Here is an 11,929-nt window from a genome sequence, read left to right on the forward strand (position 1 = left end):
TTGTCCGCGCCCTTGGCTTTGACGCATTTGGGGTAAGTGTTCCCTCTTTAGGCATTTCAATCAAGCGTGGAGGGACAAATCGCGCACTGGAATCGCGCGACGTAAATTGCTACACCGCAGCATTCTGAACCGCGAACGGGAAGATCATGAGCGCCACGGCCCGCAAATCGGCCCCTAATGCCGACGATATTCGCGCCCTCAAGGGCAAAACTCCAATCGTCAGCCTGACCGCCTATACCACGCCAATGGCACAGGTCATGGACGATCATTGCGACTTTGTTCTTGTGGGCGATAGTGTCGGGATGGTTCTGCACGGGTTGCCATCGACGCTGTCGGTGACAATGGAAATGATGATCCTGCACGGTCGTGCGGTGGCACGTGGGTTGAGCAAGGCGATGATGGTTATCGATATGCCGTTCGCCAGCTATGAGCAAAGCCCAGAACAGGCGTTTTGCAACGCGGCGCGGCTGATGGCCGAAACCGGCGCAGCAGCGGTCAAGCTGGAAGGTGGGGTGGACATGGCCGACACCATCCGGTTTCTGGTCAAACGCGGGATTCCGGTGATGGCCCATATTGGGCTGACGCCACAGTCGATCAACACGTTGGGCGGCTACAAGGTGCAGGGGCGAGATGCCCAGGCAGATGCGGTTCTGGCTGATGCACACGCAGTGACGGAGGCTGGTGCGTTTTCTGTGGTGCTGGAAAAGGTTCCGCAGGGATTGGCCGATCGCATCACGGGTGACATCGCCATCCCGACCATCGGCATTGGTGCCAGCGCCGGATGCGATGGGCAGATCCTTGTCGTGGACGACATGCTGGGCTTGTTCACTGCGTTCAAACCGAAATTTGTCAAACGCTATGCCGATCTTGGGCAACAGGCCCAATCCGCCGTCGCGGACTATGCAGCCGAAGTGCGCGCCCGCACGTTTCCGGCGGCAGAGCATGTGTTTGCCGATCAGATCCCTGCTATCAAAGAGTGACTTGAAATGACTGCTCCCATTTTGCGCCGTCTTGCGGACTTGCGTGTTCGTCAGGCTGAGTGGGCCCGTGCGGGCGAAACAATTGGTGTCGTGCCGACGATGGGGGCGCTGCATGCGGGGCACCTGTCTCTGGTCGAGGCCGCCTGTGATGTCTGCGACCGGGTCATCGTCACGATCTTTGTCAATCCGCGCCAGTTCAACAGCCCGGAGGATCTGGCCAATTATCCACGCACCGAACACGAAGACGCACAGAAATTGTCCGGATACCCGGTGGATGTGATCTATGTCCCGGATCCGGATCAGATTTATCCTGATGGATATGCGACGACTGTGTCGGTCGACGGATTGACTGATGTTCTGGAGGGCGAATTCCGTCCGGGACATTTTGATGGGGTCGCGACGGTCTGTGCCAAGTTGTTCCTGCAGACAGGGGCGCAAAAAGCGTTCTTTGGGAAAAAAGACTATCAGCAGATGATGGTGGTGCGACGGATGGCGCGTGATCTGGATATTCCGATCGAGGTCATAGGGTGCGAAACGGTGCGTGAAGAGACCGGGCTGGCCATGTCTTCGCGGAATCTCAGATTGTCCGTGTCTGGATTGCGGAAGGCCGCAGCCCTGTATCGGGTGATGCAGGACATGGCCACCAACCTGGCTGAGGGTGTGGCAGTATCAGAGGTGGAATCGGCGGCGCGTGACGCGCTGTCGGCATCGGGTTTCGAGGATATCGAATATCTGGACCTGAGGTGCCAGAACAGTTTGCACAAGCTGGAGCATCCGGATCGCCCCGCGCGTTTGCTGGCGGCGGCCTGGATGGATGGCATCCGACTGATCGACAATATTGCTGTCCCAGTGTCCGAGCGCTGAACCAGAACCGAGTGCTCCCGCCCGGTGTCGACGCTCCCTGCGGGAACATCTCCTCCCGTTGGGCCGGGCACCTGCGGTGGAACCGCCCGTGCGGGTGTGGTTTCTGGCTGGCGGGTGGATTTGATCTTGCCTAATGTTCCGGGAGGTACCGGATTATCGAGGATTGATCATGACCCACATTCTGGCGATCGACCAGGGCACCACGTCAACGCGCGCCATTCTGTTTGACGCTGAAATGAAGCCTGTGAGTTCTGCACAGTTAGAGTTTGCCCAGCATTTCCCACAGTCCGGGTGGGTTGAACATGATCCGGAAGAGATCTGGTCAACGACTGTCCAGGTCTGTCGCACTGTTATGGAAGCACAGGGCATCACGGCCACGGATTTGGCTGGAATCGGGATCACCAATCAACGTGAGACCACGGTGGTCTGGGATCGCGTAACGGGTGCGCCAATCCACAATGCGATCGTCTGGCAGGACCGGCGCACTGCGTCGATCTGCGAAGCTTTGCGCGAGGATGGGCATGAGCCCGACGTCAAGCACAGGACCGGCCTGTTGCTGGACCCCTATTTTTCAGGGACCAAGGTCAAGTGGATTTTGGATTCGATACCGGAGAGCCGGGCCCGGGCTGCCCGGGGGGAGCTGTTGTTTGGAACCATCGACAGTTTCTTGATCTGGCGATTGACCGGAGGAACGGCCCATGTCACCGACGCGACAAACGCGGCGCGTACTCTTTTATATGATATCCGGGCCGGAGCGTGGAGCGCAGAGATTTGCGATCTGCTGGATATCCCGATGCAGATGTTGCCCGAGGTCAAGGATTGCGCCGCCGATTTTGGGATAACTGACACAAAGGTTCTGGGAGGAGAAGTTCCGATCCTGGGGGTGGCAGGAGATCAGCAGGCGGCAACTATCGGGCAGGCATGTTTCCGCCCCGGGATGATGAAATCGACCTATGGGACCGGGTGTTTTGCCCTGTTGAACACAGGTACAGAACCGGTTGTGTCGAACAATCGGATGCTGACAACCATTGCCTATCAGTTGGGCGGGAAACCAACCTATGCGCTGGAGGGGTCCATCTTTGTCGCTGGCGCGGCGGTGCAGTGGTTGCGCGACGGATTGGGGATCATTCAGGAGGCCGGGCAATCCGGAGAGCTGGCCGCCTCGGCTGATCCGACACAAGATGTCATTCTGGTTCCGGCGTTTACCGGACTGGGGGCACCGTATTGGCAACCCGAGTGCCGCGGCGGTGTGTTCGGATTGGTGCGCAATTCCGGGCCTGCGGAGTTTGCTCGGGCAGCGTTACAGTCGGTCGGGTATCAGACCCGGGATCTGTGGGAGGCCATGCGCGCCGATTGGGGGCAGGAGGCCTCGGTTACTCTGAGAGTTGATGGCGGAATGACGGCCAGCGATTGGGCGATGCAGGGGCTTGCGGATATTCTGGGGGCATCGGTGGATCGTCCGGTGATGCAGGAAACAACCGCATTGGGTGTTGCGTGGCTGGCAGGGATGAGGGCCGGGATCTACCCGGACCAAAACGGGTTTGCACAGACCTGGGCTTTGGATCGGCAATTCACCAGCCAGATCAACTCAGATGTGCGGGACGCGTCCTATGCCCGCTGGAAACGGGCCGTTGCGGCGATCATGGCGGTGTGATCCTTTCCGCCGTTTGCGCCCGCCGCCGCGTGCCGTCTGCTTGCCGTCGGCGGGGCGTGTGAAACGGCCGCTCAGGAGACTGGGAACCGGGCATTTTGTGCAATGGTGCGAGGACGAGCATTCAAATCGGAGATCGAGAAACCAGCAATGGTTTTATAGCGTTCGGCGTGTTCAGCCAGCCTGTCCACCGGAATCACATCGTTAATGGTGTTGAAATCGCCTCCACAAAGGTCCTCGACTTGTTGTAGCACGGCGTCGGGCCCCCCGGAGGAACGGTTGGCGCGTCCAACGGCGGTCGCGACCGGGCGAATGTCGTCCTCGTAAGCCTGCAAAGCGGTGGGTGTGATGTCGTGCTCGAGGAGCTTGGCACCAATCACCCGCGCGTCGACGATCGCCTGGCTGGCCCCGTTCGAACCGACCGGATAAGTCGGATGGGCCGCGTCACCCATCAAAGTCACGCGGTCCTGGGTCCATTTGTCCAGCGGATCGCGATCAACCATCGGGTATTCATAGACAACCTCGGCTCCGGTGATCAGAGCGGGCACGTCGACCCAGTCAAATTTCCAAGGTTGAAAGTCAGGTAGGAAATCGTTGATGTCGGCGGCCCTGTTCCAATCTTCGCGTCTCCACGATACGGAGGGGTCAAAGCTTTTTTCTGCGATCCAGTTGATCGTCGCTATGCCGGTTTCAGGATCCGGGTTCGAGATCGGGTAGGCAACCAGACGCAAATGGTCGTGCCCGATCATCACCATGGCACCACCGCCAAAGAATGCTTTGGCGCGCGTTGTCGCACGCCACAGGATGCGCCCGTTCCAGATTGGGGCACCTTCGTCCGGCACCATCTGAGCGCGTAGTGCCGAATGGATACCATCGGCGGCCACGATCAGAGAGCCAGAGACGCGTTCGCCGTTTTCCAGGGCGAGAACTGCGCTGTTGCCGTTGTTTTCAAATCCAACGGCCCGCGTCCCGGTGGTGATGCATTCGGGACCGGCACGGGAGATCAAGGCGTTGTACAGCATGACCTGCAGGTGGCCGCGATGTACGGAATATTGTGGCCAGGCATAACCGGCCCAGCGACCGCGGGGCTCTTCCCAGATGGTTTTGCCCAATTTCGAATAGAATCCATATTGCCGGGTCTTGACGCCGATCGCGTCGATTTCGGTCTCCAGACCCAAATCGATCAATTCCCGCACGGCATTTGGCTGCAAATTGATGCCAACACCCAGCGGTTTGATTTCATTGGTGGATTCATAGATATGAAACGGCACCCCAATTTGATGTAACGTCAGCCCCAGCGTCAATCCCGCGATGCCGCCACCTGCAATGAGAATGGTCATAAAGATGCCTCCTGTTCCCTTGGGGGTAACTCAACCAGTAGGTGCAGCCCAGGGCAAGGTGACATTGCGCGCAGCGGCGAATTTTGGCGAATTGGGGCCTGGTCATTGCCGCAAAGGGGCTGTGGGGCGGTCAGCTGTAGGCATTTAAATTTATGGAGCACATATTTGGGGAGCGGCAATGGGCGTTGCCTCTTTTGTTGTCGCAACGATACGGTACGAACATTGGAGTTTCGTGATGTCATTAGTAAGCGATTTGAAAAATTTAGAATGTGAATTGCTGGATCCCGTGGTACGGGCCGATCCGGTCAAAATGCACAGGTTATTGGCCGATGACTTTGTAGAAATCGGACAGTCTGGTCGCAACTATGACAAATCTGGGGTGATACGCATGTTGGCAGCCGCGTCTACAAGCCCACAATCCGTCAGTATCGTGGATTTTGAAGCCAGATCCGTTGGGCCAGGTTTGGTATTGGCAACTTACCAGATCGCCGAAACCAAAGTGTTACGGAGCTCATTGTGGCGTTTGTCGGGGCAAAACTGGCAGATGGTGTTTCATCAAGGCATTCCAATGAGAAACAGCGTGCGCCAACCGCACACGACAGATTTTGTCTAACGTTTTGATGCGATGATCAAATCAGGGCCAAAAATCACATCGGCATAGTTTTGCAGGTAAATCTTGAGCCACGGCGTAAACCGTTCCGGGTGGCGGCGGACTTCGGCCAAAAGATCATGGTAATCAACCCAACGGGTTTCCATCACTTCATTGGGGTCCAAACTGATATTCAGATCACGATGGGCATGTGCGAGAAACACATCCACAGCTTCGTGTTCGACCATACCGTTCCCAACATCCGCACGATATTCCAGATGGTGGCGAAATTGGGGATACAGACCGGTAACACCCAATTCTTCGTTCAGCCGACGTACAGCGCAAACGATCGGCTGTTCGTCCCAATGAGGATGCGTGCAGCAGGTGTTCGCCCAGAGGCCCGGCGTGTGGTATTTTCCCAACGCGCGCCGCTGCATCAGGATTTCCATGCCTTTGACCACAAAAACCGAAACGGCTTTGTGCTTTAGCCCCTGTTCATGGGCGACGAGCTTATTGGTTGGAGCCAATTCTCCGTTAACCCAGGCCGGGATCATGACGCTCATGATGGACTCGCTGTTGTTTTGGACCCTGTTTCGGGCCTCGCTCCCCACGACCATTTGACCGAGTTTACCCGTTGGTCGCTCTTATTGTCACCTGATTAGCATTCCGGGCTATATCAGTGCAATTACGCGAAAGGCCGCGGGCGTGAGCGCGGCCTTTGCTAAGTCTTCGGTTCTGATCTCTTAGTTGGATTCAGAGGTTTCTTCGGACTCTTCTGCAGCTTCGACAGCAGGGCCGACCGAAGCCAGGAAGGCGTAAATGTCTTCGCCGCCCTTTTTCAGCTTGAAGGTCATTTTGGACTTGGCTTTGTCGTTGCCTGTGGCTTCCTTCAGGAAGTCCTTGGGGCTCATGGTGAAGGCGACAAAGTTCTCTTCGGTCCAGACCAGACCACCTTCGCCTGCCGCAACTATGTCAGCCCCATATTTGAATCCTTCGGTGGTCCCGGCTGTACGTCCAGCGACACCATATAGGTTCGGACCGGTTTTACCGCCTTTGAGAATGACTTCACCATCGTCCGAAACGATCATGTGGCAGGACTTGCACTTCTTGAAGCCCTTCTCACCTTTGGCGGCGTCGCCTTCGGCGTAAACCGGGGCGGCCAGCAGGCCCAGCAATGCGGTTGCGATCACTTTTTTCATTTTGTGCTCCATAATTTGTGGCTGGTGACATACGCATTTGCTTTGCGCAGGGAGTCAACCGGCAGATTGCCGCGTCGCGGATTCCTCGGCTGAATCTCGCGGAAATGTGTCTGCTTCACGTCCGAATTGCCCAAGGAAACAAGTGAATATCAGTCATGTTTACCAATAATCGTTGGGGCTGGGGGACGCTGTTTGCGCAGGTTAGCTATCGCTCCAGCAAGGAAGAACATCTCCCGGTGAAGGGCGCGCAAAATAGATGGCCCGAGCAATGGCGCGGCTCAGGCATAGTGCAGCGGCGTGTCCTACAAGTGCCAAATCGCGTTCAGGATTGTGCAATGTCTGGGCGTTTGTCGACGCTGCGAATACCAGATCACCATCCCCGGGGGCATGGGCCGGTACAGTGGCCCGTCCGATCCCATCATGCGCAGCGGTTGCCATGCGCTGGCATTGTGCCTTGGTCATTTCTGCGTCAGTGGCGACGATTGCAATCGTGGTATTTGCCCGCTCGGCGGGGAGCTCTGAGCCGGACGCTTGATTGGCCATATGTTGCATCTTGCGGCTGGTTGGATTGCGGCCCAATCCCGCATTCGGGTCCGGTCCCAGCCCGCCAAATTCACCGTCCACTTCAAAAGGAGCGGCCCAGAAATGGCGCTCGCCGGGTGTTGTTACAGCGCCCATGGGATTCGCCGCGACAAGGGCGCCGACGGTGATCCCATTGTCCAGCACAAAAGACGCCGACCCCAGCCCGCCTTTCAGCATCGCCGTCAGAGCACCGGTCCCAGCGCCGACGCTGCCAATCTCGAACCTTTTGGACGCCGCTTCAAATGCCTCGCGGCCCAAACGGGCATAGGGGTTATCATCCCAGCGCTTGTCGCCACCGTTGAGCAGGTCAAAGAGAATCGCACCGGGGACGATCGGGATCACCGCGTCGGCGACGCGAAATCCGCGCCCCTGCGCACGCAGGCCCGAAACCACACCCGAACATGCATCCAGCCCATAGGCCGACCCCCCCGACAGCGTGAGTGCGTCAATTTGGGCGACGGATTTGTCAGGGGCCAAAAGATCGGTTTCGCGGGTGCCCGGAGCCCCTCCCATGACATGGACCGACGCGGTGAACGGCGCTGCTGCGGTCAGAACCGTTGCCCCGGACTTCAATCGGTCGTCCTGTGCATTGCCAACTAGAAAACCGGGGACATCGGTGATCAGATTGTGGGGGCCGGGCTTCATATGCAGCGGCCTCCGTCCACTTCCATTGCGACACCGGTGATCATGCTGGCCTCGTCGGAACACAGAAATGCAGCGGCATTGCCCATGTCTTCGGGTTGGGAAAACCGACCCAACGGGATCGTCGACAGGAATTTGGCCCGGATTTCCGGTGTGTCTTCGCCCATGAATGATTTCAACAAAGGGGTTTCCCCTGCCACTGGATTGATTGCGTTGACCCGTACGCCGTATGGGGCGAGCTCGACCGCCATTGTGCGGGTGGCGGTGATCATCCAACCTTTGGATGCGTTGTACCAGTTCAGGTTTGGTCGGGGCGAGACACCTGCCGTCGATGCGACATTCAGGATCGCTCCGGATTTACGGCTTTTCATATGTGGGACCAACGCCTGTGCGGTCAAATAGACCGATTTCATGTTTACGTTGAACACACGATCAAAGTCGTCCTCTGAAACGGCCTCCAGAGGGGCGGGCAAGTGGGTAATGCCCGCGTTGTTGATCAGAATGTCCACCTGACCAAAATGCTCCAGTGCGGTCCGCGCCATGGTCTCAACCGAGGCTCGGTCGGACACATCGACGGTTTGGGCGATCGCAACTTCCCCGCATGCGGCAGCCATATCGTGCGCGGCATCGCTATTGATGTCGGCAATCATCACATGTGCGCCTTCGGCCAGGAATTTGTGAACGATACCGGCACCAAAGCCCGATGCACCCCCAGTCACGATTGCACTCTTGCCTTTCAGTTTCATGAAACCCTCCACGACATTTTGACGTCAGGTTAGCAGCGCAGCGGGCGGGCGCAATCGGGCTGTTAAGCGTCGTCGATCTTACCCCGCGTCGCCTTGAGCGTGGCGCGTTGTTTCTTGGCGTCCAGGCGTCGCCTGACGGACCCGCGGGTTGGTTTGGTTGCGATCCGCCGTTTGGGAGCCACCAGCGCCTGGCGGATCAAGGCGACTAGCCTTTCGCGAATGATTTCACGGTTTCGGATCTGGGATCGGGTTTCATCGCATTGCAGGATCAACGCACCTTCTTTGGTCCAGCGACGCCCGGCCAGCCGCCTGAGCCGGCTTTTGACTTGAGCGGGAAGAGAGGGAGAGCGTTCCGCTTCGAACCTGAGTTCGACAGCGGTCGCCACCTTGTTGACGTTTTGCCCACCCGGTCCGGACGCGCGCACAAAATGCTCGGTCAATTCCCAGTCTTGCAATGCAATGTCATCTGTAATCCGTAGCATCGGACCTCTTTCGCGGGACCAAGAAAATTAGAAAATTTTCTTGGTAAAATTCTTGGGGCAAGAATTTTACCCCCGGACCGAGGGTAATCAATGTGTGCATTCAATGCAAAAGGGTTGTCCGAAAGCGTAACGGACAACCCTTCTTGAGTTTCGGAGGTGCGCCGGTTAGGCGGGCACCAATTGGGGTTCAGACATTACCTAAGGACTGCCCTAGATACGCATCTCCCGAACTGTCCCGACATTAATCTCCAAGTTCTCAATGGACACTAGAGCACCTCCTTTCAGTTGTTACGCCTAACTGTAGCGTGCCACAGTTTTCGGAGATGTCAAAACAAAATCATGTGGTCGAAACAGAGAGTTTCCCCACGATGATGCGGAATGGCACAAGAGCCAGCAGTGCAAGCCCCAATTTCACCATCCAATCAGCGGTTGCCAGGGACACCCACAGTGGCACCAGAGGACCCACTCCCAGTAGGGGCAGGACTTCGCCGGCCCAGGAGACGTCGTTGGCCGGTTCGATCCAGCTGAGCGATGCCGAGAAGGCGATGGAGAAGAACAATGCGGTGTCCACAGACGACCCGATCAGCGTTGATGCCAGCGGTGCCCGCCACCATTTTCCTTCGCGCAGGGCCGAGAACACGGTGACGTCCAGCATCTGAGCGGTCAAAAAGGCCAACCCGGATCCAACGGCGATCCGCAAGGTTACCAACGGGCCAAATTCGCCCATGATCTGAGTGCCGATCAGCGAACAGATCACGCCGACGACAAAACCTGCCAGCACGACCTTGCGTGCGGGACCGGCTCCGTAGACGCGGTTCATGACATCTGTCACGAGAAAGGCAAATGGGTATGTAAAGGCCCCCCAGGTCAGCCATTGGCCGAACAGGAATTGCACCAGGATGTTAGAGGCGACAACAATGGCCGCCATGGCAAGAATGCCAGGAAGGTGAGTACGGTTCATCGATTTCATTTCCGTTTTTACAAGGTAGCGGCGACTTGCCCGCAGATGAGCGGGGACCGGGCCTTTAATCGAATCCTGGGTCCTGTGTCAATCCGGCGCGGGCTTGCCCGCCTCCAGAAATCGCTAATCGGGCAGCAGGTACTCGACGAATTCAGTGCGTTGAAACCGATTGAAATTGTCATCGGAAACCAAAACTGCCCGAAGTCGCTGTTTCTCATCTCGCCAGATCGCCACACCCTCCAGATTGTCGTGTTCACCAAAATCAGTCTGCAACAGGGTTTCTTCGTGCGAAGGTCCGGTTGGTGACAGGGTCCATCGACGCAGGCGGGACCGGAAGCCAAAGACTGAAAAATCGCGTTCCAGCAGGTAAAATCGGCCATCAGGTCCAAAATCTGCCCCGACAGCACGGAATTTGCCGCGCGGTTTCAGGTCAAAAGGTCGACTCCATTTTGTCCCATCCCAACGATACACCGCAATGCCCTGGCCTTTGACGGGATGTCGTTCGGGGATTGTGTACAGATATCCCTGTTCGTCTATGGCCAATGCCTCGAGGGCCTTGTTCAGGGGCAGTTGCCTGAACGCATCCGGGCGTGGCAAAACCTGGGCTCGGGCCGCCGCTCGGGAATAGCGCGCCACGCGCGCAACGCCTTCGAACGAGATATACAATGTGCCATTACTGGTCTGGGCCAGACCTTCGCTGTCCAGAACACGTCGGGTCAATGGCTCGCCTTTTGACGAACTCAAAAAGGTGGTGGCGATGGGCGTAATCCCGACAATGGCGTCGCCGCGCCGTTCGATTGTGGCCTGCATGAGATGGGAACGGTCATTGAGCAGCGTAACTGTGCGGCCCTTTGCGCCGACCTCGAGGGCCGAAAACCCACCAAACCAATCAGGTTGACCGTTGTCCGTCCATTCGTAGCTGCCCAATAGACGGGCGGGTCCTCCAGTTGGAGCAGGGGCACGGGACGCCGCAAAAGCTGCGACTGCGACACACAACCCGACCCCGAGGCCAGCGATTATTCGGAGCGTAGAACTGAGGCGCATTGATTGGGCAGATCCGCTAGCACATATTCACGCCGTTTCTTTGGCTTGGGGGCGTTGGGGTCAACCGGTTTTGGTGGCGGAGGGTTCAAAATATCATTCACCCAACGTTGCGCATCGGCACAGCCGTCGCCCCGAGGGGGCGCGTCCTGGTTTTGACATCCGCGTGCGCCCCTGGGGCATTTCAGGCGAACGTGGAAATGATAATGATGTCCCCACCACGGCCGTATCTTGCGCAGCCAGGTGCGGTCGCCTTTTTCGTCCTTGCACATTTGCACCTTGGCACCAGGAAAGACAAAGATGCGTGCCACGCGGCGGTCCTTGGCGGCTGCGCGAAGGATCGCGTGGTGCTGGGCAGTCCAGTTTGAATTGACAAAGGCCCCGTTGGATCTGCGCATCGAAATAGACGAGATATTTTCACGCGCCTTGCGTGATAGGTTCAGCTTGTCGGCCGGGCGCATCCAGATGTCTATGTCCAACCCGATTTGATGGCTGCGGTGGCCTGACAGCATCGGGCCGCCACGGGGTTGGCTGATGTCTCCGATATAGAGGCCGTTCCACCCCCTTTGGGTCGCGGCAAATGCGCTGAGCTTGTTAATATAGTCAATAGTATCGGGATGGCCCCAATTGCGGTTGCGCGACAGACGCATGGCCTGCCAGCTCGGCCCGGTTTCGGGCAGTCGCACAGCGCCAGCCACACATCCTTTGGCGTAGGAGCCAAAAGAAGCCGATCGTTGGCTGGATCCGTTCTTTTTTGCACCAAACAGCTGCTTTGCCAGGGGTTCGGCGCTGGCTGATGTCAGGGTGGTGGCCAATAATAGAATTGAGAAAATAGCTAGTAATTTACGCATG

Annotated in this window: 13 protein-coding genes; 4 read left to right on the forward strand and 9 right to left on the reverse strand. The window is 57.4% G+C overall.

Annotated elements, in window-relative coordinates; genetic code table 11:
- Window positions 1-146: 146 nt before the first annotated feature.
- The 3 genes from panB to glpK all read left to right on the forward strand — a co-directional run bounded on the left by panB (window position 147) and on the right by glpK (window position 3,498).
- Window positions 147-980 carry a 3-methyl-2-oxobutanoate hydroxymethyltransferase gene (gene panB, locus K3727_02800; GenBank protein ID UWQ91753.1) on the forward strand — a complete coding sequence of 278 codons (834 nt, stop codon included), beginning with the start codon at window positions 147-149 and terminating at the stop codon, window positions 978-980.
- Window positions 981-986: 6 nt separating this feature from the next.
- Entirely contained in the window at window positions 987-1,844 is an 858-nt protein-coding gene (gene panC, locus K3727_02805; protein UWQ91754.1) for a pantoate--beta-alanine ligase, read from the forward strand.
- A 169-nt stretch (window positions 1,845-2,013) separates the two neighbouring features.
- A complete protein-coding gene (gene glpK / locus K3727_02810; GenBank protein UWQ91755.1) occupies window positions 2,014-3,498 on the forward strand; it encodes a glycerol kinase GlpK in 1,485 nt (494 codons plus the stop codon).
- Between the two features lie 71 nt (window positions 3,499-3,569).
- On the opposite strand, the gene K3727_02815 is transcribed toward glpK, so the two are convergent.
- Window positions 3,570-4,835, reverse strand: a complete 1,266-nt coding sequence (locus K3727_02815; GenBank protein ID UWQ91756.1) for a flavin-dependent oxidoreductase — start codon at window positions 4,833-4,835, stop codon at window positions 3,570-3,572.
- A 178-nt stretch (window positions 4,836-5,013) separates the two neighbouring features.
- Between K3727_02815 and K3727_02820 the strand changes: the two genes are divergently transcribed.
- Window positions 5,014-5,448 carry a DUF4440 domain-containing protein gene (locus tag K3727_02820; GenBank protein UWQ91757.1) on the forward strand — a complete coding sequence of 145 codons (435 nt, stop codon included), beginning with the start codon at window positions 5,014-5,016 and terminating at the stop codon, window positions 5,446-5,448.
- On the opposite strand, the gene idi is transcribed toward K3727_02820, so the two are convergent.
- From idi to mepA, 8 genes are all read right to left on the reverse strand, one after another.
- Window positions 5,445-5,987: an isopentenyl-diphosphate Delta-isomerase gene (gene idi, locus K3727_02825; protein UWQ91758.1), complete on the reverse strand. Its 543-nt coding sequence runs from the start codon at window positions 5,985-5,987 to the stop codon at window positions 5,445-5,447. The two genes, K3727_02820 and idi, sit on opposite strands and share 4 nt — an antisense overlap.
- Before the next feature lie 180 nt (window positions 5,988-6,167).
- Complete coding sequence (locus K3727_02830) at window positions 6,168-6,635, reverse strand: cytochrome C (GenBank protein ID UWQ91759.1); 468 nt, start codon at window positions 6,633-6,635, stop codon at window positions 6,168-6,170.
- A 189-nt stretch (window positions 6,636-6,824) separates the two neighbouring features.
- Entirely contained in the window at window positions 6,825-7,850 is a 1,026-nt protein-coding gene (locus tag K3727_02835) for a P1 family peptidase (GenBank protein UWQ91760.1), read from the reverse strand.
- Window positions 7,847-8,593, reverse strand: coding sequence for an SDR family oxidoreductase (locus K3727_02840; protein UWQ91761.1), 747 nt, complete (start codon window positions 8,591-8,593; stop codon window positions 7,847-7,849). Before K3727_02840 ends, K3727_02835 begins: the two co-directional genes overlap by 4 nt.
- A 62-nt stretch (window positions 8,594-8,655) precedes the next feature.
- A complete protein-coding gene (arfB, locus tag K3727_02845; protein UWQ91762.1) occupies window positions 8,656-9,075 on the reverse strand; it encodes an aminoacyl-tRNA hydrolase in 420 nt (139 codons plus the stop codon).
- A gap of 337 nt (window positions 9,076-9,412) precedes the next feature.
- Complete coding sequence (locus K3727_02850) at window positions 9,413-10,036, reverse strand: queuosine precursor transporter (protein UWQ91763.1); 624 nt, start codon at window positions 10,034-10,036, stop codon at window positions 9,413-9,415.
- Between the two features lie 123 nt (window positions 10,037-10,159).
- Complete coding sequence (locus K3727_02855) at window positions 10,160-11,080, reverse strand: esterase-like activity of phytase family protein (GenBank protein UWQ91764.1); 921 nt, start codon at window positions 11,078-11,080, stop codon at window positions 10,160-10,162.
- Entirely contained in the window at window positions 11,053-11,928 is an 876-nt protein-coding gene (gene mepA / locus K3727_02860; GenBank protein ID UWQ91765.1) for a penicillin-insensitive murein endopeptidase, read from the reverse strand. Before mepA ends, K3727_02855 begins: the two co-directional genes overlap by 28 nt.
- Window position 11,929 lies beyond the last annotated feature (1 nt).

The sequence above is a fragment of the Rhodobacteraceae bacterium M382 genome (assembly GCA_025141015.1).
Lineage (GTDB): Bacteria > Pseudomonadota > Alphaproteobacteria > Rhodobacterales > Rhodobacteraceae > Aliisedimentitalea > Aliisedimentitalea scapharcae.

What these genes read in the sequence shown, in the direction of transcription:
- panC (UWQ91754.1), top strand. Translation starts at nt 987, where the DNA reads ATGACTGCTCCCATTTTGCGCCGTCTTGCGGACTTGCGTGTTCGTCAG.
- K3727_02820 (UWQ91757.1), top strand. Translation starts at nt 5,014, where the DNA reads ATGGGCGTTGCCTCTTTTGTTGTCGCAACGATACGGTACGAACATTGG.
- K3727_02850 (UWQ91763.1), bottom strand. Translation starts at nt 10,036, where the DNA reads ATGAACCGTACTCACCTTCCTGGCATTCTTGCCATGGCGGCCATTGTT.
- panB (UWQ91753.1), top strand. Translation starts at nt 147, where the DNA reads ATGAGCGCCACGGCCCGCAAATCGGCCCCTAATGCCGACGATATTCGC.
- K3727_02855 (UWQ91764.1), bottom strand. Translation starts at nt 11,080, where the DNA reads ATGCGCCTCAGTTCTACGCTCCGAATAATCGCTGGCCTCGGGGTCGGG.
- K3727_02835 (UWQ91760.1), bottom strand. Translation starts at nt 7,850, where the DNA reads ATGAAGCCCGGCCCCCACAATCTGATCACCGATGTCCCCGGTTTTCTA.
- K3727_02830 (UWQ91759.1), bottom strand. Translation starts at nt 6,635, where the DNA reads ATGGAGCACAAAATGAAAAAAGTGATCGCAACCGCATTGCTGGGCCTG.
- K3727_02815 (UWQ91756.1), bottom strand. Translation starts at nt 4,835, where the DNA reads ATGACCATTCTCATTGCAGGTGGCGGCATCGCGGGATTGACGCTGGGG.
- idi (UWQ91758.1), bottom strand. Translation starts at nt 5,987, where the DNA reads ATGAGCGTCATGATCCCGGCCTGGGTTAACGGAGAATTGGCTCCAACC.
- glpK (UWQ91755.1), top strand. Translation starts at nt 2,014, where the DNA reads ATGACCCACATTCTGGCGATCGACCAGGGCACCACGTCAACGCGCGCC.
- mepA (UWQ91765.1), bottom strand. Translation starts at nt 11,928, where the DNA reads ATGCGTAAATTACTAGCTATTTTCTCAATTCTATTATTGGCCACCACC.
- arfB (UWQ91762.1), bottom strand. Translation starts at nt 9,075, where the DNA reads ATGCTACGGATTACAGATGACATTGCATTGCAAGACTGGGAATTGACC.
- K3727_02840 (UWQ91761.1), bottom strand. Translation starts at nt 8,593, where the DNA reads ATGAAACTGAAAGGCAAGAGTGCAATCGTGACTGGGGGTGCATCGGGC.